Here is a 19,609-nt window from a genome sequence, read left to right as displayed (position 1 = left end):
GTATAAGCCCTCTGGAGCCAAACCGCAAGTAAAACCTTTGTACAATGACGCCTATACCTTATATAATAGCCAAAAAGCTCCCCCACAGCCCGGCGATCCAGTTCTTGTGGTGCGGATCCCATAAAACCACGATATGCGGTTTAACCAAAAATGCCCTCCGAAATTTGTCAAAAAAACTGAAAAAAGGTGTTGACAAAGTGGGTTCTGGGTGGTATTATAGTCAGGCTGTCCGGCGCGAGAGCGAACGCGACAGCCGCTGAAAAACCGCATAACAACAGCCTTTGAGGGCTTTTCGGAAGCTTCGGTTCCTGAAAAAACTTCAAAAAAATCTCAAAAAAGTTCTTGACAAACGGAACTTCGCGAGATATAATAAATAGGCTGTCACGCGAGATGCGAACAGCGAGCAGGACCTTGAAAATTGAACAAAACTGAAACTTGTGGAACCTTATCGTGGGTTTCCAAACCCACGTAAATCAATTCCAAATTACAAGTAATTCAAACAGGACGCAAGCGATTGTGTCTGAGTGATTTACAAGATTAAACACTTATAAAGTGATTTAATACCATTTTATAAAGAGTTTGATCCTGGCTCAGGACGAACGCTGGCGGCGCGCCTAACACATGCAAGTCGAACGGAGTTATTTCGGTTGAAGTTTTCGGATGGATACTGGTTTAACTTAGTGGCGAACGGGTGAGTAACGCGTGAGTAACCTGCCCTGGAGTGGGGGACAACAGTTGGAAACGACTGCTAATACCGCATAAGCCCACGGCCCGGCATCGGGCTGAGGGAAAAGGATTTATTCGCTTCAGGATGGACTCGCGTCCAATTAGCTAGTTGGTGAGGTAACGGCCCACCAAGGCGACGATTGGTAGCCGGACTGAGAGGTTGAACGGCCACATTGGGACTGAGACACGGCCCAGACTCCTACGGGAGGCAGCAGTGGGGGATATTGCACAATGGGGGAAACCCTGATGCAGCGACGCCGCGTGGAGGAAGAAGGTTTTCGGATTGTAAACTCCTGTCGTTAGGGACGAATCTTGACGGTACCTAACAAGAAAGCACCGGCTAACTACGTGCCAGCAGCCGCGGTAAAACGTAGGGTGCAAGCGTTGTCCGGAATTACTGGGTGTAAAGGGAGCGCAGGCGGACCGGCAAGTTGGAAGTGAAATCTATGGGCTCAACCCATAAATTGCTTTCAAAACTGCTGGCCTTGAGTAGTGCAGAGGTAGGTGGAATTCCCGGTGTAGCGGTGGAATGCGTAGATATCGGGAGGAACACCAGTGGCGAAGGCGACCTACTGGGCACCAACTGACGCTGAGGCTCGAAAGCATGGGTAGCAAACAGGATTAGATACCCTGGTAGTCCATGCCGTAAACGATGATTACTAGGTGTTGGAGGATTGACCCCTTCAGTGCCGCAGTTAACACAATAAGTAATCCACCTGGGGAGTACGACCGCAAGGTTGAAACTCAAAGGAATTGACGGGGGCCCGCACAAGCAGTGGAGTATGTGGTTTAATTCGAAGCAACGCGAAGAACCTTACCAGGTCTTGACATCCGATGCATAGTGCAGAGATGCATGAAGTCCTTCGGGACATCGAGACAGGTGGTGCATGGTTGTCGTCAGCTCGTGTCGTGAGATGTTGGGTTAAGTCCCGCAACGAGCGCAACCCTTATTGCCAGTTACTACGCAAGAGGACTCTGGCGAGACTGCCGTTGACAAAACGGAGGAAGGTGGGGATGACGTCAAATCATCATGCCCTTTATGACCTGGGCTACACACGTACTACAATGGCGTTTAACAAAGAGAAGCAAGACCGCGAGGTGGAGCAAAACTCAAAAACAACGTCTCAGTTCAGATTGCAGGCTGCAACTCGCCTGCATGAAGTCGGAATTGCTAGTAATCGCGGATCAGCATGCCGCGGTGAATACGTTCCCGGGCCTTGTACACACCGCCCGTCACACCATGAGAGCCGGGGGGACCCGAAGTCGGTAGTCTAACCGCAAGGAGGACGCCGCCGAAGGTAAAACTGGTGATTGGGGTGAAGTCGTAACAAGGTAGCCGTATCGGAAGGTGCGGCTGGATCACCTCCTTTCTAGGGAGTCAGACATTCAGTCAAAGCTGGTCTTTGAGTGAATGGACAGGGAAACAAGTTTCAGTATTGTTCAATTTTGAGGGCCGCTGCAAAGCGAACCTCAAAGCATAAGGGACAGCGAAACCCGAAACGCTGTAAAGGCGCGGGGGTATAGCTCAGTTGGGAGAGCACCTGCTTTGCAAGCAGGGGGTCAAGGGTTCGAATCCCTTTATCTCCACCATTTGGGCTGATAGCTCAGCTGGTTAGAGCACTCGGCTGATAACCGAGAGGTCGATGGTTCGAGTCCATTTCAGCCCACCACTGGTTATCCAGTGTGCTGGGTAACCCAAATCCTTATGCAAGGAAGTACCTTGAAAACTGAATATAGAACTGCGAAATGAGATTTTAAGCTAGTAAAATTCCTGATTTTTTAATAAAATCTATAATTTCACCAAGCGGTAAAATCTCGTTGGCAAATGGAGAATCTGAAAAGAGATATGTTTATCGAGAGATAAACAACGGTCAAGCTACAAAGGGCGCAAGGAGAATGCCTTGGCACTGGGAGCCGATGAAAGACGTGGTAAGCTGCGATAAGCCTTGGGGAGGAGCAAACATCCTTTGATCCAGGGATTTCTGAATGAGGAAACTCACTGAAGCTCATACTTCAGTATCCTGCACTGAATCCATAGGTGCAGGAGGGGAACCGCCTGAACTGAAACATCTAAGTAGGGCGAGGAAGAGACATCAACCGAGATTCCGTTAGTAGTGGCGAGCGAACGCGGAAGAGGGCAAACCGGAAGGAGAAATCCTTCCGGGGTACGGACCGCTTTTAGGACCCAAGCTGTTAGCCGAATGGTGTGGGAAAGCCATCCGGAGAGTGTGAGAGACACGTAGGCGAAAACGGCGAGGGCTGCGCGAGTTCCAGAGTACGGCCAGACACGTGAAACCTGGTCGGAAGATGGGGGGACCACCCTCCAACCCTAAATACTACCCAGTGACCGATAGCGTATAGTACTGTGAAGGAAAGGTGAAAAGGACCCCGGGAGGGGAGTGAAAAAGAACCTGAAACCTTGTGCCTACAAGCACATAGAGCACATCAACGTGTGATATGGTACTTTTTGTAGAACGGTCCGGCGAGCGATTGTACGTTGCGAGCTTAAGCACTTCAGGTGCGGAGGCGTAGCGAGAGCGAGTCTGAATAGGGCGTTCAGTAACGTGCAATGGGCCCGAAACCGGGTGACCTACCCATGATCAGGCTGAAGTGAAAGTAAAATTTCATGGAGGGCCGAACCGACCTCCGTTGAAAAGGCGGCGGATGAATTGTGGGTAGCGGAGAAATTCCAATCGAACTCGGAGATAGCTGGTTCTCCCCGAAATAGCTTTAGGGCTAGCCTCATGTTAGATACCCGGAGGTAAAGCACTGAATGGCCTAGCGCCCGAGAGGGTAGCGAAGCCTATCAAACTAAGAATGCCGGAGTATCGATGCATGGGAGTCAGACAGTGTGAGATAAATCTCATTGTCAAAAGGGAAACAGCCCAGATCTACAGCTAAGGTCCCAAATTGTATCTAAGTGGAAAACGATGTGAAAATACACAGACAACCAGGATGTTGGCTCAGAAGCAGCCACTCATTTAAAGAGTGCGTAATAGCTCACTGGTCGAGCGTCTTTGCGCGGAAAATTTAACGGGGCTAAGATACAAACCGAAGCTTAGGCTGCATCGTAAGATGCGGGGTAGGGGAGCGTTGTGTAAGCGGAGAAACAGTAGCGTAAGCGGCTGTGGAGTTTACAGAAGTGAGAATGCCGGAATGAGTAGCGCGAATGCAGTGAGAATCTGCATGGCCGGAAACCTCAGGTTTTTGGAGGAAGGTTCGTCCGCTCCAAGTTAGGCGGGAGCTAAGGTGAGGCCGAAAGGCGTAGCCGATGCACAGACGGTAGAGATTCCGTCCCCACCGAAAGATTTAAGCGCAGGGACACTTTTTGAAGGTCAGAGCCGGGTGTTGGTTCCGGTAGTGATCGAGGGAAATTTAGTACCGAAGTCTGGCTGAATGAGAGGCGAGAAAAGCTGCGTGTATATCTAAGGTGCCCGTACCGCAAACCGACACAGGTAGGTAGGAAGAAGATTCTAAGGCCAACGGGAGAAGGGTTGTTAAGGAACTCGGCAAGTTGACCCCGTAACTTCGGAATAAGGGGTGCTCACGAGAGTGAGCCGCAGAGAATAGGCCCAGGCAACTGTTTACCAAAAACACAGGTTTGTGCTAAATCGAAAGATGACGTATACGAGCTGACGCCTGCCCGGTGCTGGAAGGTTAAAAGGAGATGTGCAAGCATTGAATTGAAGCCCCAGTGAACGGCGGCCGTAACTATAACGGTCCTAAGGTAGCGAAATTCCTTGTCAGGTAAGTTCTGACCCGCATGAAAGGCGTAATGATCTGGGCACTGTCTCAACAGCCCGCCCGGCGAAATTGTAGTACCGGTGAAGATGCCGGTTTCCCGCGACAAGACGGAAAGACCCCATGGAGCTTTACTGTAGCCTGATATTGGGTTTCGGTGTTGCATGCACAGGATAGATGGGACGCTAGGAAGCAGAGGCTTTGGCCTTTGTGGAGCGGACGTTGGGATACCATCCTTGCGACATTGGAATTCTAACCTGCGCCCTTGAATCAGGGCGGGGGACATTGTCAGGTGGGCAGTTTGACTGGGGCGGTCGCCTCCTAAAATGTAGCGGAGGCGTTCAAAGGTTCGTTCGATCTGGACGGAAACCAGATGAAAGAGTGCAAACGCATAAACGAGCCTGACTGCGAGACTGACGGGTCGAGCAGAGACGAAAGTCGGAGTTAGTGATCCGGTGGTATGTGAGTGGAAATGCCATCGCTCAACGGATAAAAGTTACCCTGGGGATAACAGGCTGATCTCCCCCAAGAGTCCACATCGACGGGGAGGTTTGGCACCTCGATGTCGGCTCATCGCATCCTGGGGCTGAATTCGGTCCCAAGGGTTTGGCTGTTCGCCAATTAAAGCGGTACGCGAGCTGGGTTCAGAACGTCGTGAGACAGTTCGGTCCCTATCTGTCGTGGGCGCAGGATATTTGAAAGGCGCTGTCCCTAGTACGAGAGGACCGGGATGGACGAACCTCTGGTGCACCAGTTGTCACGCCAGTGGCACAGCTGGGCAGCTATGTTCGGATCGGATAAACGCTGAAAGCATCTAAGCGTGAAGCCGGCCTTAAGATAAGATATCCCACTGAGTCAATCAGGTAAGACCCCTTGAAGACTACAAGGTTGATAGGCACAATGTGTAAGTGGCGTGAGCCATTCAGCAAGCGTGTACTAATAGGTCGAGGGCTTGACCCCATCTTGATCAGATACTCTGTTTGCAAAGCGGTTCGATATTCAGTTTTGAGGGTACATCCTCAACAAAAGAGAAGCAGATGACAAGGTCATATGCATGGCCGGTGTCGATGACGGTGAGGTTCCACCTGTTCCCATTCCGAACACAGAAGTTAAGCTCACTTGTGCCGAAGATAGTTGGCTGGAGACGGCCTGTGAAAATAGGTAGATGCCGGCTTCTCTACAAAGCAGCCTCCGGGCCGAGCCTTGGGCCCGGTCCGGAGTTTGCTTTATATGCACCATTAGCTCAGCTGGTAGAGCAACTGACTCTTAATCAGTGGGTCCTGGGTTCGAGTCCCCGATGGTGCACCAGAAGCAGCCAGTAGAGTGCAGAACACCCCTACTGGCTGCTTTGTTGAGTGGTCACTGTTTACCACAGAGAAGATGGACTGACGTAACCTGCGTCAGTCCTTTTTCTTTTTCCTGTATTCTAGCACTTGAATGGTCAGAGAAATGGAAGCATATATTGTGCCGCCAATGAGGGAAAGAAGCAAAAGCAATTCACTCAATTCCAATACACCATCACCTCCTGCCTGAGATGAATCAATTGGCAGTGCAAACAGTGACGGCGAACAGTGTATCATAGTTAATAAAGTGTTGTCAACTTTTTGTAATTGCTTTCTTATTCATCGCTTTGTTCATGTCGCTCACGAAGTGATACCTTCAAGGCCTGCAGAACATCCAATAGTACAAGTGTTTCATATGGACTACAATCAGAGAGCAATAAGGTGATTTCCTTACTTGCATAGATTTCTGTGCAGGTAAGTTGCTCAATCAGGAGTTGAGTAGGAGATACTCTCAAGGCATTAGCGATAAGAACAAATGTTTCCAAACTCATGCTTTTAAAACCATTCTCTATGTAGCTGATGTAGGATGGTGTTTTGTCGATAAGTTCGGAGAGCATAGCTTGAGAGATTTGCCTGCGATGACGGATTAGGCGAATTCGTTTTCCAATGGATTTGTAGTCAAGACTCATAATAAGGCCTCCCTAAAATTTGTAGCCTTATTATAGTGTTTGCTACAGCCGCTCATGATAAAGACCTAGAAATAGATCAATATGATGTAGAGGCAATGGCCGAATTCGTTGGATTTGTTATTGAATACATCTACGTGGTTCCGAAAAAAATCAATGATTATAAAACGCGCTTGGATGATAAAACATCTGGAAAGGGGAAACAATAGCCAAATTTTGTTACGGTGATACTCTCGTTGCTTCTTTTTTTATCGTGTATCGACCAGAAGTCAATTTCTTGACTTCTGGTCGATTTTGTTATTGATGCATGGATTATATAATGGGGGGAAAGACACGATAATAGGGGGACACAATATGCCAGAGCAGACTATGCAAAACCAAGGGATGGAGCAGATGGTCATGCCTTCTTTTGACTGGTTGTCAGAGGGACAGTTGGAAAAAAATGCTCTTTTGGCGGAGCACCGTAACTGGTTAAGGAAAATTCGACGGGAACGACCACATCCGGAAAATCATCATCGAGTGGCAGTATACATCAGATACTTTAACCAGACGCGATATGAAGATTATCTCTCTGCACATAAAAAGCAATTTTTGGACACCTTATCCCTCTGTCCCAATTGGGAATTTATCGGTTTCTATATTGATGAGGGAAGCACCGCACCCAATATGGAGAGCTCCTCAGAATGGGCCAGACTTCTGCAAGATTGCTTCGATGAGAAGGTGGACTTGATTATCACGCAGAAAGCGAGCAATGTGTCCAAAAAACTTACTGAATTGTCTTTTTGTGCGAGACTGATGGCTGCGCTTCCCAAGCCGGTGGGGATATATTTTGTCTCAGAGGATATCTATACATTGGCTTCCTATTATCGCGAGGATCTACACGACCCTTATTTCTTGCCCGGTCCTGATTGGAAGATATTGTCTGAAGATGACACCCGGAGGGAGATGCTGCATGATTGACCAGTATTCAAGAAAGAAACTCGCAGAGAAGAAAGACAAGGTGCGGCGTCGAATTAATACAAAGGTTGATCCGGAAAACTATGAATTTATTCCAGCCAAAAAGCCGATTGATTATTACGACAATGATGTCGAACAACGTGTAGCTGTATACGCACGGGTTTCTACAGACAATGTCCAGCAGACAACATCCTACGAACTTCAAAAGAAATACTACGAAGATTTCGTCGTACATCATCCAAATTGGACGTTGGTTAAAATCTATGCTGACGAGGGAATCAGCGGAACATCTCTGGCACACAGAGATGAGTTCCATAGCATGATTTCCGATTGCCGCAGCGGGAAAATTGATATGATTATCACCAAAAGCGTGTCGCGGTTTGCCCGTAATGTGGTCGACTGCATCAGTATGGTACGGATGCTTGCAGAGTTGCCCAGCCCGGTGGGGGTGTTTTTTGAGAGTGAATGTATTTTTTCCCTCAAGGATGATTCGCAAATGGCACTCTCATTTCAGGCAACCATGGCGCAGGAAGAATCGCATATCCGAAGCCGAAGTATGGAAACTTCCCTACGGATGCGGTTGGATGGTGGGTTACCGCTTACCCCCAAATTGCTTGGGTATTCTCACGATGCAGAAGGAAATCTGGTAGTCAATCCGGATGAAGCACCTACGGTAAAACTGATTTTCTATATGTACCTGTATGGATATTCTACCGCAGATATTGCGGCAGCACTTACTGAACTGGGGCGCAAAACTTATCTGGGAAACATCAAATGGACATCAAATTCCATTGTACAAGTGCTTCGTAACGAGCGGCATTGTGGGGATGTTTTGACGCGGAAAACCTTCACCCCTAATTACCTAAACCACAAGGCCAGAAAAAACAGAGGGGATCGTCCTCAAAGTTTATATCGAAATCACCATGAGGGCATTATTTCGAGAGATGACTTTATTGCCGTTCAGCATCTATTGAATAATTCCAAGTACGGAAATCGCTCGATTCTTCCTGAACTTCGAGTAATTGATAGTGGCCTGTTGAAAGGTTTTGTGGTCATAAATCCTCGATGGGCAGGGTTCAAACCTGCAGATTATTATCAAGCGTCCATCAGTATCCAGGTTACTGCAGAGCAGCGGGAGGAAACAGATCCGGCTAAGAGTATTACCCTGTCCCCAGGAGATTTTGATATGCGAGGATTTGAAATTGCTCGGAGTGAATTTTTTGATAATCATCTCCGACCGTATGTACTGTTTCAGGATAAGAAGGTCAAGTTTAGTGTTGCTTGTGTTCGGGCCTTTGGAAAAGATAACTGTGTGGAGTTGTTGGTCAATCCTGCGGAAATGCGTTTTGCCGTGCGTACTGCCCCTAAAGGAAGTCGCAATGCGGTAGTTTTTTCAAAACTGGTAAATGGGAAATATCAACCCAGAGAAATTGCTGGTGCTGCTTATGCAGAAACACTTTTTGAATTGTTCGGATGGAGCCAGGATTTAAAATATCGGATTGCGGGCGCTTTATACCAAACGGAAAGCGAATCGGCGTACATTTTTGATGTCAACGATGCGGAAGCATTTATAAAATCATATCTGCTCACAGGCCAGGCAGGCGAACAGGCAACACAAGATCCAGTACAACCGCTTTCCATTTCTGGTAAAAGGGTAAGAGCCGTTCCAGAGGAATGGATCGGTTCTTTTGGAAAGCAGTATTACCTTCATCAGAAGTCTTTCCCGGCAATCTGTGACCAGAGTGAAGAGGACTGGAAAATACGAATGGAAGGCCAACTTTACGAAACAGGGCAGAAACTTCACGTAACAGGTTTTGAGGTGTTGAGGGACTATATTCGCAAGGAATTCAGTCAACATGGCAAGGAGGAATCTAAATGAATGAGGATCCCCGTAAAAGTACAGAGGGGGTAATCGCAGGGATGCTCCGTTCTTTGGAAGGGACACAGCAGGAGGACGAAGCATCTGTTGTTCTGGAGCACGAGCGTGTGCCCGTTGCGTCCGAAAAAGACAATACGGATGATGTTTTGGAAATTGCAGGTGACTTCAATTATGATGGATATCAGGTAGTACGCCGAGAATTTTTTGCCCATATCAGTGAACCTTCCGTGACCTTCAATAACTACAAGTTTTATGTGAATGCGGCTTGTCTGAATCGATTTCCGCAAGTCGATCATGTGCAGGTACTGGTCAATCAGGAAAGCAAAATTCTGGCGATTCGTCCTTGCCGCGCAGAAGACCGTGATGCCTGTGTATGGTGTACCAATGGAACCGGCCGGCGTAAGCCTAAACAGATAACCTGCAAAATCTTTTTCGCCAAAGTGTTTTCACTGATGGGATGGAACTTGGATTACCGGTATAAACTTCTGGGACGCGTGATCCATGCGAAAGATGAGTGGCTGATTGCATTCGATCTTACCGCCACCGAGGTTTACCAGCGAGTATTGAAAAACGGTGAAAAGCCAAAATCTTCCAGAACACCTGTGTTCCCGGAAGGATGGAAAACACAGTTTGGCCTTCCCTTTCGGGAACACCAGAAGTCTATGCAAGTGGATATTTTTGAGGGCTATGCCGTATATGGACTCCGCGACCATACTGCCCAGAAAGATTCTAAGGTAGATGATTCTGCTTTCAAGGGAGGTCAAGAACATGGTTGATCCAAAGGGACAAAAGGTGAAAAACGATAAAACCGTGCATGCTTCGTTGACGCTTGATCCATTCCGAAATCGAATTCGTATTCACCGTCAGACAATCCGTCTGTTGAAAAATCCTGCGTATATTCAATTTTTGGTGAATCCGGAGGAACTTTATATAGCTGTTCTTGGTTCAGACAAACCTATTTCGGGTGGTACTGCAAACAGAGTCCGGATGTTGGACACAACGCAACAATCAGTGGAATTTTACAGCGCGATCCTAATGAATAATTTTTCTGAGATGGTCGGAGGTTTTGACCCGAGATTCAACTACCAACTGGAAGGAGAAATTGATCAGGTGAACCGGGTTGCCTATTTCTCCTTGCAAACAATAAAGCAACTGGAGCGAAGGAGTAAGTATGTCAGAAAAGAAATTTAGGCAGTTGAGAATCGACCCGGAGTTTAAAAATCTGATTCGCCCCCTTCGCAGAGAAGAGTACCGGCAGCTTGAGCTGAATCTGGTACGGGAAGGGTGTCGGGAGGATATTGTTGTCTGGAATGATACCATTGTGGATGGGCACAACCGTTACGAAATTTGCAACAAATTGCATATCCCTTATGGTGTTTATGAAAGGGAGTTCCCCAACCGGGATGCAGTAATTGCATGGATTTGCTCCAATCAGCTTGGGCGCCGCAACATTACAGAGGAAACAAGGAAATACCTGATCGGAAGGCAATATGAAGCGGAAAAGAAGGCACAAAAAAATGGGAATGGTTATAATCAGTATCGGGCAAATCCTAACGCTGTTCCGGTGAGGGGAAGGCCAATTGATGAGGAAAGCGGCTGTCGGACTGCAGCCCGGATCGGAAAGGAGCATCATGTGTCTGGTGCAACCGTACAAAAATATGCAAAATATAGCACTGCATTGGATACGATAGCCCAAAGCGCACCGGAACTGGTTCCGCATATTCTATCCGGTACATGTAAGATATCATTTGAAAATATTGTGGCACTGGCGGAGAAGGATACAGGAGAGCTGAAAGAACTGGGGCAAAAAATTGGGAAAAATCCATATGCTTTTGCCCGGTACAGCGAATCAAGGAGGAACATTCATTCCGACGTGGCAACTAAACCAGCAGGAGCGACGGCAGATCAACCGGCAATCAAGACGATGCCGGTATATGACCCTGATGCAGAAGTTGCCGGGCTAACGCTCACAATTCCTTCCTGGATGAGTTCTATTGACCGAACTAAAACCATGGCACGTCTGGAAGCAATTTCTCCTGCGGCCAGACAAAATCTTCGGACAGCGTTGCGTGAATTGATAGAAAAGATCCAGGAAATGCTCAGTGCAATTGAGGGGGAAACCTGATGGCAGATTATAGTATGTTTGTTCCCAATGTCCATTTTGAGCAGATCCCTATTAAAAACCTTGTATCTAATCAGGAGTATCAGCGAAATATTTCCGAACAGCATGTACTGAATGCGGCAGCCCATTTCGATTTGTATCAAATCAATCCTGTAAAGGTAAGTCGACGAAATGGAGTTAATTATGTGTTCAATGGGCAGCATACAGTGGAAATTGTTGCATTGGCTTCGGGGTCCCGTGAAACCCCTGTGTGGTGTATGATCTACGACGATTTGAATTACGAACACGAGGCAGACATTTTTGCCAACCAGATGAAGTTTGTAAAACCTCTTCGGCCTTACGAGGTGTTTATGGCAAATGTGGAGGCAGGAAATCAGGAACAGCTCATTATCAAAGATCTGGTAGAGTCTTATTCACTTTCTATCGGGCAGGTAAGAAACTACGGCGTTGTGTGCGCTGTCTCCACGCTTGAAAACATTTATGAACGGTTTGGGTACCATGTTCTCGACCGGACGCTGCGGCTCTGTGTAGGCACTTGGGAGGGGGATATGAATTCTCTGTCTGCGAATATGCTCAATGGGATAGCAAGACTTGTCTACACATTTGGAGATACCTTGAAAGATGAGAACTTCAAGGAAAAGGTGGGAGAGATGTCGGTCAAGCTGCTGTCCAGAACAGCCAAGGAGCGCCGCCCAGGGTCTATGGGGTATGCGGAGGCGATGCTTCTGGCCTATAATCGTAAGTGCAAGTATCCGCTTAAATGGACACGGCTCTACGAAAAGAATATCGGGAACCATGAAGGATTGGATATAGACACAGATTTGGAGGAGGAGGACGCAGAAGAAGGGGTTGAGCTGTTGGTGAAGGAATAGGAAGATTGACTACCTCAGAAGTGGTTTGTACTACATTTTGGTACAAACCACAATGACGATACAATGATGAATTTTCTGATCTGTGCTGCTCGTATATATCAATAGGTAAAATAGCATGGGATAAGTGTGCCCATTTTTAGCCGCTTGGTTTCTGGCAATGCCGGAAATGAGCGGCTTTTTGTTTTTCCCCCTTGTATTATAGAGTAGTAGTTATTAAAGCCCCTCCCCAAGGGCTGTGCTACACTGTAAGGGATGCTGTGGATCGGTGCATTTCCCCCTACCACAAGATGGTTCTGGAGAGGTTCCAACCACAGTCCCTTACATTTTGTTAATCAGTTAAATACCGCTAGACGGTTTATGTGGAACAAGGCTACAAAAGTAAGGCGCTCTGTGGATGAAGCATCACATTTTTCGTCGGAGGTATTTGTTATGATGGTTTCTGTTGGCATTGATGTTTCAAAAGATAAGCACGATTGTTTCATCGTCACTTCTGATGGTGAAGTTCTGTCGGATGTGTTCACTATCCCCAACACCATAAACGGATTTCACTGTCTGTTGCGAAGAATCCAGGATTGCACCAGCACACAGGACAAAATAAAGGTAGGGCTTGAGGCAACCGGGCATTACAGCTACAATCTGCTCGGTTTTCTTCTTGACAATGGTCTAACCACCTATGTCCTGAACCCCTTGCGTACAAACCTTTACCGAAAGAGCCTCAGTCTGCGAAAAACAAAAACCGACCGGGTGGATGCACGAACGATTGCGTTTATGTTGTTATCCGATGCAAGTCTCAACCCCTACACAGATACGGCATACCACACCGAGGAACTAAAGTCACTTACCAGATATCGTTTTGACAAGGTGAAAGAGCGTGCCAAGCTGAAAAGTTCCATTGCCCGATTGGTTTGCATCCTGTTCCCAGAACTGGAAAAACTCGTTCCCTCTCTGCATATTGCTTCTGTGTACGCTCTGCTGGAGGAGTTTCCTGGCGCTACCTTGCTGCCCGGTCATCTGATGCCCGCAGACATTGTGGATCTAAACGATTACCAGGTCGAGTCCTGGCCATCCACCCCCGAAGGAGAAGAACGGCAGCGCCGGGAATGGCGGGAAATGTACGAGATCCTTTTCTCGCATTCTCAGGTGGAAGCAATTACCGGATGGGACTTTGCCGACGGTGCGTGGCTGAATGCGCCCAGCGGTTTGTTGCGGGCGGACAATTCGCCCAAGCCCAGTTACCGGGAACTGCAGCGGCTGATTCATGCGGAGTGGACTTCCCAAGGGGAGCTGCATACCGATGAAAACGGCGTTGCCGAGCTGGCTGGTTTCCGGGGAACGTACAGTCTGCACACCGACCGTGCGCAGGCAGAGGTGCAGCTGACGGCGCAGCCGATTACACAACCGCAGCGGATTCTGCTGCAGGATTGCCATACATGAGGAGGCGCGTTGGAATATAGAGCCTGTCACATCTCGCGCGTTCGCGGCTTACGGACGTGTGGTGAGTGGCTTTGAAGAGGAATGTGCTGCCCTTGTACAAGCGGTGACCGAGCACACACCGCTGCCGGAACGGCTGGCATATATTGGATTGACCGGAGAAAATAGCGACGTCTCTGTACAACTTTGAAAAAGATGAGTTGAAAACTATAAGCCTATTGTGTTGCGGAGCAATCAGGCGTTTCGTTTTGTAAATGAATCGTGCATACAAAAAGCAGACCCGTGAGTCCAAGGGTCTGCTTTTTGTATTTGCGATAGGGAAGAGTATGGACGGGTTACGCAGGTATCGATCCGGGAGATTCGGTTTCCAAACACCCACATCCGCTTGGCTTTTCGCGGATTCGTATGGCTTTTTATTTGTGGGCGGGCTCCTCACCGGCTGGACATTCTCTCCCCATTTGGCAGCCGCTACCGAATGATTCGTGAAGGATTACTTGGTGGGAAGTTCGCGATAGGTCATTCTTTCAAAATCAGAATAACCACCAGCGTCTTCCCCATTGCCGGAAGCGTATAACCCCAGTGTACAGCCGACAAAACCGCCGGCATGTTCCGTGCTTAAAGAGCGCAGGTCGATACCAGAGGCAGCTGTTTTCCATTCGGTACCGCTTTGGTAAAGAACACTGGCCACAAGCCCTTCTACGCGCAACTTCAGTTTGATGGGGGTTGCAGCCGACATATCCATTCGCGCCAAACAGCTGTCTTCACCATCTTTGCAAAGAGAAACAACAAGTTTGATCCCCGAATCCTGGGGATAGCACTCTGCCCGTAGATGGTTTTCGTTGCTTTGAACCATGGCAATACCGGCGCAATCACTCTCTTTGCAGAAATGCGGGATAAAGCTGGTTTCAAATTCGCAATTCCAGTGTTGCTGACGCAGCGCGAGGTATGCAGGCTCACCGCAATCCTTCAGGCTGTCGCAACGATGGAAAAGACGAACAATATGCTCTTCTGCGTGCAGTTCCAGTTCGTGATCGCGGTGATTGCGCAAAGTCAGCAATTCCAGCGGCAGAGAAGGTGTATCAAACGTATAGGTTTTACATTGGGGTACGTCGTCAGAAGGCTGCCCCTCGTAAGGCAGCGTGACTACTTCTTCAAGATGACCGACCCCCGCATTCACAACCGGCCAACCATCTTCCCAGGTGACCTTTGCCAAAAAGGTTTCACGCCCCAACAACGTGTACCCTTGGTTCGGCCGGCAAGCCAATACAACCATATACCAGTTGCCGTTTCCGTCATCCACTAAGTCGGCATGACCGACGCAGGTAACAGGATATTGGGCTCCCAAATGGCGATGCGTCAGAATGGGGTTGCAGGGGCAGTACTCGTAGGGACCAAACACATTTTTGCTGCGCGCGATCATGACGCTGTGGTGGATGGAAGTACCGCTTTCCGCATGCAAAATGTAATAGTAACCGTCCTTTTTGTACAGGTGAGGTCCCTCCGGCCAAATGGCTTTGCGCTGGAATCCGGTAAGTACAATGGTGGCATCGGGCTTTAACTGCATCGTGTCCAGATCCAGAGTTTGAATCCAAATTTCGCAGTCGCCATTGTAGCGGTACCCGGCAGAACGCGGCCGTTGGCCGATATAATAGCAGGTACCGTCATCGTCAAAAAAGAGACTGGGATCAATGCCGCCGGTAGACTCACCCAAATAGTAAGGCTCGGACCAGGGGCCGCGCGGATCTTTTGCAGTGACGATAAAATTTCCTTGGTCGGACACGTTGGTGGTAATCATATACCAGGTGCCCTTATGGTAACGAATGGTAGGGGCAAAAATCCCCTCGGAATGCTGACAGCCGGACAAAGGAACCTGAGAATCACGATCGAGCACATTGCTGATCAAATTCCAGTGGACAAGATCTTCGCTCTCAAAAACCGGCACACCGGGAAAATACGCAAATGTCGAATGAACCGTATAGAATTTGTTCCCTACCCGGCAAATCGAAGGGTCGGGAAAGAAGCCTGTCATGATAGGATTTTTAACGGAAAGCATAGAAAACCTCCAGGTATAAAGGGGTGATGTTCTGCATGCAAAAATATAGAGCTATGGCCGCTGTATCCAGGAGGAAAAACAGATGCAGCGGCCATAGCTATTGAAGGGTGCCGCCAAACTGACTTTTCGTGTTACAGGCACTGGAAAACAGGGGCGGATGGCAGGAAAAGGATTTTACTCTTTTACACTGCCAATGGTCATGCCGGATACAAAGTATCTTTGCAGGAAGGGATAAAGCAAAATGATGGGAAGCATCGTCACCACAGTAGCGGCGGCACGCACGGTAACCGGCGTGACGGCTGCGGTAGCGGTGTTGCCGCCGGTGGTGGCACTGCCGCTTTGCTGCATGACAGAGGAAAGAAGCTTCATCAACTCATATTGCAGGGTCGTATACTGGGTGTTCATCCGGTTGTACAACATAGCATCGAACCAGGAGTTCCACTGTCCGACAGCTACGAACAGGGCGACGGTGGCATACACCGGCTTGCACAGGGGCGAGATGATACGGGTAAAGATGGTGAAATCGTTGGCACCGTCAATCATGGCGGATTCTTCCAGCGCGCTGGGCAGACCTTCCATGAAAGTGCGCAGAACCAGAACGTTAAATGCGCTGATCATGCCCGGAATGACGTATACCCAGAAAGAGTTGGTCAGGTTCAGGTTGCGGTACAAAATCAAGGTGGGGATCATACCGCCGTTCACATACATGGTGATGACCCAGAACAAAGACAGCTGGGAACGGAACAAAAAGCGTTTGCGGCTGATGACGTAGGCCAAAAGTGCGTTCGTTACCAGGGAGAAGATGGTTCCCAACACAGTTCTGGCCACCGAAACCACTGCACCGGTGATGATGTTCTGCTGATTCAGAACCGTTTTATAGTTCGAGAGCGTAAAGATGCGCGGCCACAGATGGATGCCACCGCGTACGGCGTCGATACCGTCGTTGAAAGAAAGCGCCAGCGTGTTCAGAACAGGATACAGCGTAATGGTGACGAACAAAACCAGGAAAATGGTATTGCAGGTAACAAAGACTTTGTCCATGGTGGATGATTTGATTTTCATGTGTACCCTCCCCTTAGAACAATCTGTCTTCACCGGCACGTTTGGCAATCCAGTTTGCGCCGAGAATCAGAATAATTGCAACGACGCTCTTGAAGATACCGGCTGCAGTACCCAAAGAATAATCGTTTTGGCTGATGCCCCAGGTCAAGGTGTAGATATCAATGGTTTCCGAAACACCCTTGACCAGGCCGTTGCCAAGCAGATACTGGACTTCAAAGCCTGCATTCAATACGTTGCCAACATTCATGATCAGCAGAATCATAATGGTGGACTTGATGCCAGGAAGCGTGACGTGCCAGATTTTGCCCCACCGGCCGGCACCATCCAAAGTGGCTGCCTCATACAGGCTGGGATCGATGGAGGTAATGGCGGCCAGGTAGACAATGGCATTCCAGCCGGTTTCCTTCCAAACATTGGCAAATGCAACGATTGGCCAAAAATAACTCGGATTGGCGAAGAAGTTGATGGGCGAATCCAGAATGCCCAGGTTCACCAGCAGCTCATTGATGATACCGGTGGAAGACAGCGCATCGTGCAGAATACCGGTGACAATGATCCAGGAAAGGAAGTGGGGCATATAGGAAATCGTTTGAACAATCTTTTTGCCGAACATGTTGCGTACTTCGTTCAGCAGGATGGCGAAGATAATGGCCATTAAAAAGGTGGTCACCAGATTGAGAACGCCCATGGCCAGAGTGTTACGGATATCACGCAAAAAGACTTCGTCAGAGAACAGGAATTTAAACTTTTCCAGTGCTACGAATTCAGATCCGAAGAGGCCGTCTTTGGGTTTGTAGTTCTGAAAGGCCATTACCCAGCCTGCCAGTGGAACGTAATAAAATACGATGCCGTATACAAAAAAGATAGCCGCACAGACCATCAGAAATTTCTGGCGTGAAATCTCTTTCCATGTAATACGCTTTGATGGATTTTTCATTGGCGAGTCCTCCTAAGGAACGTGTATGGCGAATCATGTGTTGCAAACTAACGTTTAAGGAGCTTGCGGGTTGAATGCATTTCATAAAAAAAGTGGCCACGGCTACACCGTGCAGCCGTGGCCACTTGTATGTGTCAACGTCTGTGTCGCCTGCAATAACGGGCATCAAAGACCGGCACGGCGCTCAAGCTCAGTTTGCATTTCTGCCAAGAAATCCTGCGGATTGGCTGCGTTGTACGCAGTCATGTATTCATTCCAGGTGCTTTCAAAATCAGGCGCCATAACAACTTTGGGCAGCCATTCGTGTTTGACTTCGCCCATCTTGACCCAGGCAACACCACCGGGGGTTTCGGTAGTCATTGCATTGGAGTAAGAATACATCGGGAACCAGGGGCCCTGTTCTTCTTTCACAGAACCGATCAAATCAACGTAGCTGTCTACGCCGTAGGCATCAAACAGTTTCTGCAGCGGGGTGGACAGGCTGTCCAGGAATTCGCTTGCCTGCTGGTCGGGCTGCATGGCGTTCTTGCCGTCCCGGCTGGTGCCCAGCCACTGCGGCATGTAGGAATAGTTGCACAGGTGAGAGGCCTGGTAGGCGGGATCCGCGCACTTCATCCGCATTTCTTCGGTGCGGTAATACAGGCCGTTTTCATCAACCAGGTAATCCTCACCTTCAACGCCCCAGAAGCGAAGATCGTGGATTTCCTGATCCAGCAGATCGTTCATAAACTTAAATGCACCGTCAATATCGGAGCAGCTGGTGGTAACGGCCACGCCGCTGGAATTGTTCAGGGTATCGGCGTAGTTGTGCCAGCGGTTTTCCATTCCTTCGTCAATGGTCAGGCCCAGCGGAACGTAGTTGCAGCCCTGCTCGTCCAAACCCTGCTGTTTGAAAACATCATTGACATTGTACGCGAAGTTCCACCACTGGTCGCACATGCCCAGCACAGCGCCGGTGGAAAGCTTGGCGATGTATTCATCGTAGGTCTGGGTGGCGAATTCTACGTCCACGTAGCCTTTCTGGTATTCTTCGTTCAATTTCTGGAAATACCGCTTGGCAGTGGGCGTGGTATTGTAGTCAACCACCTGCATCGTATCCTTGTCTACAATGACAGAGCCGTCGTTGGGATACCCATCAAGGAACTGGGGTGCATTCTCGATGCAGAAATAGCGCCAGTCTTCGCAAAGTGCCGTGTAGGGAATGTTCTTGGTACCGTTTGCCATGGTGGGGTTGGCATCGGCATAGCTTTCCAGCAGATCGAAATACTGGTCCAGGGTTTTGATTTCGGGGTAACCGGCCCATTCCAGAACACGCGCCTGAATCCAGAAGGCTTCATCGTTATGGGTGGTGGCACGATCTTCGCCGTAGGTGTTCTGGAATACGTTGGCCCAATAAATCTTGCCGTCATCCTGACGGAAGCTGTCCCACTCTTCGTCGGTGTACATTTCTTTCAGGTTGGGGTACTTTTCCAGGTAATCATCCCAGGGCACCAGGACGCCTGCGTCATAAAGAGACATCATGGCATCGCCGCCATTGATGAAATCCGGGTACTCGCCGCCGGCGATGATTGTGCCGATGGCTTCTGCGTCGGTCTGGCCGGTCAGCCAGGTCTCTTTCAGTTTGGCACCGGTCTTTTCGGCAATGATGTTCATAATGTCGTTGTCATCATTGATTTCGGAACCGGGCATTGCGGTAAACATCGTAAATGTTTTGATCCCATCGGACGATTCGGTGGAATCAGAGCCGCCGCCACATGCCGTTAAGCCCAGCAGCATGGCCGCGGACATACTTGCCGCAAATACGCGCCGCCACAATTTTACTTTCATAATTGGCCTCCTGTAAATAGATTTTTCGCCCCT

Annotated in this window: 11 protein-coding genes, 3 tRNA genes, 3 rRNA genes and 1 pseudogene; 13 read left to right on the top strand and 5 right to left on the bottom strand. The window is 48.8% G+C overall.

All coding sequences use genetic code 11. The annotated features are described in order from the left end of the window. The first annotated feature begins 567 nt into the window (after nucleotides 1-567). From NQ490_RS05780 to NQ490_RS05755, 6 genes are all read left to right on the top strand, one after another. Nucleotides 568-2,096 (top strand): 16S ribosomal RNA (locus tag NQ490_RS05780). A gap of 144 nt (nucleotides 2,097-2,240) precedes the next feature. Then, nucleotides 2,241-2,316: transfer RNA gene (locus NQ490_RS05775), tRNA-Ala, on the top strand. 3 nt (nucleotides 2,317-2,319) lie between these two features. Further along, nucleotides 2,320-2,396: transfer RNA gene (locus NQ490_RS05770), tRNA-Ile, on the top strand. A 199-nt stretch (nucleotides 2,397-2,595) separates the two neighbouring features. After that, nucleotides 2,596-5,427: ribosomal RNA gene (locus tag NQ490_RS05765) — 23S ribosomal RNA — on the top strand. A 97-nt stretch (nucleotides 5,428-5,524) separates the two neighbouring features. Then, nucleotides 5,525-5,641: ribosomal RNA gene (rrf, locus tag NQ490_RS05760) — 5S ribosomal RNA — on the top strand. The 16S, 23S and 5S rRNA genes sit together here with 3 tRNA genes alongside, the layout of an rRNA operon. A 58-nt stretch (nucleotides 5,642-5,699) precedes the next feature. Beyond that, a tRNA-Lys gene (locus tag NQ490_RS05755) sits at nucleotides 5,700-5,775 on the top strand. Between the two features lie 310 nt (nucleotides 5,776-6,085). Here the strand turns inward: NQ490_RS05755 and NQ490_RS05750 are convergent. Next, on the bottom strand, nucleotides 6,086-6,439 hold the full coding sequence (locus NQ490_RS05750; protein WP_040918423.1) for a helix-turn-helix domain-containing protein: 354 nt from the start codon (nucleotides 6,437-6,439) through the stop codon (nucleotides 6,086-6,088). A 351-nt stretch (nucleotides 6,440-6,790) separates the two neighbouring features. Between NQ490_RS05750 and NQ490_RS05745 the strand changes: the two genes are divergently transcribed. The 7 genes and pseudogenes from NQ490_RS05745 to NQ490_RS15485 all read left to right on the top strand — a co-directional run. Next, the gene (locus tag NQ490_RS05745; protein ID WP_040918425.1) at nucleotides 6,791-7,396 is read left to right on the top strand and encodes a recombinase family protein; all 606 of its coding nucleotides are present in this window, start codon (nucleotides 6,791-6,793) and stop codon (nucleotides 7,394-7,396) included. Then, nucleotides 7,389-9,272 (top strand): recombinase family protein, encoded by a 1,884-nt coding sequence (locus tag NQ490_RS05740; RefSeq protein WP_007048077.1) that lies wholly within the window; start codon nucleotides 7,389-7,391, stop codon nucleotides 9,270-9,272. Before NQ490_RS05745 ends, NQ490_RS05740 begins: the two co-directional genes overlap by 8 nt. Next, nucleotides 9,269-10,048: a hypothetical protein gene (locus tag NQ490_RS05735; protein WP_007048078.1), complete on the top strand. Its 780-nt coding sequence runs from the start codon at nucleotides 9,269-9,271 to the stop codon at nucleotides 10,046-10,048. Before NQ490_RS05740 ends, NQ490_RS05735 begins: the two co-directional genes overlap by 4 nt. Then, nucleotides 10,041-10,463, top strand: coding sequence for a hypothetical protein (locus tag NQ490_RS05730; RefSeq protein ID WP_007048079.1), 423 nt, complete (start codon nucleotides 10,041-10,043; stop codon nucleotides 10,461-10,463). Before NQ490_RS05735 ends, NQ490_RS05730 begins: the two co-directional genes overlap by 8 nt. Continuing rightward, on the top strand, nucleotides 10,444-11,397 hold the full coding sequence (locus NQ490_RS05725; RefSeq protein ID WP_007048080.1) for a ParB N-terminal domain-containing protein: 954 nt from the start codon (nucleotides 10,444-10,446) through the stop codon (nucleotides 11,395-11,397). Before NQ490_RS05730 ends, NQ490_RS05725 begins: the two co-directional genes overlap by 20 nt. Then, nucleotides 11,397-12,266, top strand: coding sequence for a DUF6551 family protein (locus tag NQ490_RS05720; protein ID WP_007048081.1), 870 nt, complete (start codon nucleotides 11,397-11,399; stop codon nucleotides 12,264-12,266). Before NQ490_RS05725 ends, NQ490_RS05720 begins: the two co-directional genes overlap by 1 nt. Nucleotides 12,267-12,698: 432 nt before the next feature. Continuing rightward, a pseudogene (locus NQ490_RS15485) lies at nucleotides 12,699-13,259 on the top strand (IS110 family transposase); the annotation flags it as partial. A 928-nt stretch (nucleotides 13,260-14,187) separates the two neighbouring features. On the opposite strand, the gene NQ490_RS05710 reads toward NQ490_RS15485, so the two are convergent. The 4 genes from NQ490_RS05710 to NQ490_RS05695 all read right to left on the bottom strand — a co-directional run bounded on the left by NQ490_RS05710 (nucleotide 14,188) and on the right by NQ490_RS05695 (nucleotide 19,576). Further along, nucleotides 14,188-15,750 carry a glycoside hydrolase family 43 protein gene (locus tag NQ490_RS05710; RefSeq protein WP_007048084.1) on the bottom strand — a complete coding sequence of 521 codons (1,563 nt, stop codon included), beginning with the start codon at nucleotides 15,748-15,750 and terminating at the stop codon, nucleotides 14,188-14,190. Nucleotides 15,751-15,924: 174 nt separating this feature from the next. Continuing rightward, a complete protein-coding gene (locus tag NQ490_RS05705) occupies nucleotides 15,925-16,812 on the bottom strand; it encodes a carbohydrate ABC transporter permease (protein ID WP_007048085.1) in 888 nt (295 codons plus the stop codon). A gap of 13 nt (nucleotides 16,813-16,825) precedes the next feature. Continuing rightward, nucleotides 16,826-17,749: an ABC transporter permease gene (locus NQ490_RS05700; RefSeq protein WP_007048086.1), complete on the bottom strand. Its 924-nt coding sequence runs from the start codon at nucleotides 17,747-17,749 to the stop codon at nucleotides 16,826-16,828. Between the two features lie 165 nt (nucleotides 17,750-17,914). Further along, the gene (locus NQ490_RS05695; RefSeq protein WP_007048087.1) at nucleotides 17,915-19,576 is read right to left on the bottom strand and encodes a type 2 periplasmic-binding domain-containing protein; all 1,662 of its coding nucleotides are present in this window, start codon (nucleotides 19,574-19,576) and stop codon (nucleotides 17,915-17,917) included. Nucleotides 19,577-19,609: the final 33 nt, after the last annotated feature.

Origin of the sequence: Subdoligranulum variabile (assembly GCF_025152575.1) — a bacterium.
Classification (GTDB): Bacteria; Bacillota; Clostridia; order Oscillospirales; family Ruminococcaceae; genus Gemmiger; species Gemmiger variabilis.
This window is presented reverse-complemented; position numbering and strand designations above follow the sequence as displayed.

Bases quoted from the DNA above. Each gene is read 5' to 3' on its own strand.
- NQ490_RS05730 (WP_007048079.1), top strand. From the start codon at position 10,041: ATGGTTGATCCAAAGGGACAAAAGGTGAAAAACGATAAAACCGTGCAT.
- NQ490_RS05695 (WP_007048087.1), bottom strand. From the start codon at position 19,576: ATGAAAGTAAAATTGTGGCGGCGCGTATTTGCGGCAAGTATGTCCGCG.
- NQ490_RS05705 (WP_007048085.1), bottom strand. From the start codon at position 16,812: ATGAAAATCAAATCATCCACCATGGACAAAGTCTTTGTTACCTGCAAT.
- NQ490_RS05750 (WP_040918423.1), bottom strand. From the start codon at position 6,439: ATGAGTCTTGACTACAAATCCATTGGAAAACGAATTCGCCTAATCCGT.
- NQ490_RS05700 (WP_007048086.1), bottom strand. From the start codon at position 17,749: ATGAAAAATCCATCAAAGCGTATTACATGGAAAGAGATTTCACGCCAG.
- NQ490_RS05740 (WP_007048077.1), top strand. From the start codon at position 7,389: ATGATTGACCAGTATTCAAGAAAGAAACTCGCAGAGAAGAAAGACAAG.
- NQ490_RS05710 (WP_007048084.1), bottom strand. From the start codon at position 15,750: ATGCTTTCCGTTAAAAATCCTATCATGACAGGCTTCTTTCCCGACCCT.
- NQ490_RS05720 (WP_007048081.1), top strand. From the start codon at position 11,397: ATGGCAGATTATAGTATGTTTGTTCCCAATGTCCATTTTGAGCAGATC.
- NQ490_RS05745 (WP_040918425.1), top strand. From the start codon at position 6,791: ATGCCAGAGCAGACTATGCAAAACCAAGGGATGGAGCAGATGGTCATG.
- NQ490_RS05735 (WP_007048078.1), top strand. From the start codon at position 9,269: ATGAATGAGGATCCCCGTAAAAGTACAGAGGGGGTAATCGCAGGGATG.
- NQ490_RS05725 (WP_007048080.1), top strand. From the start codon at position 10,444: ATGTCAGAAAAGAAATTTAGGCAGTTGAGAATCGACCCGGAGTTTAAA.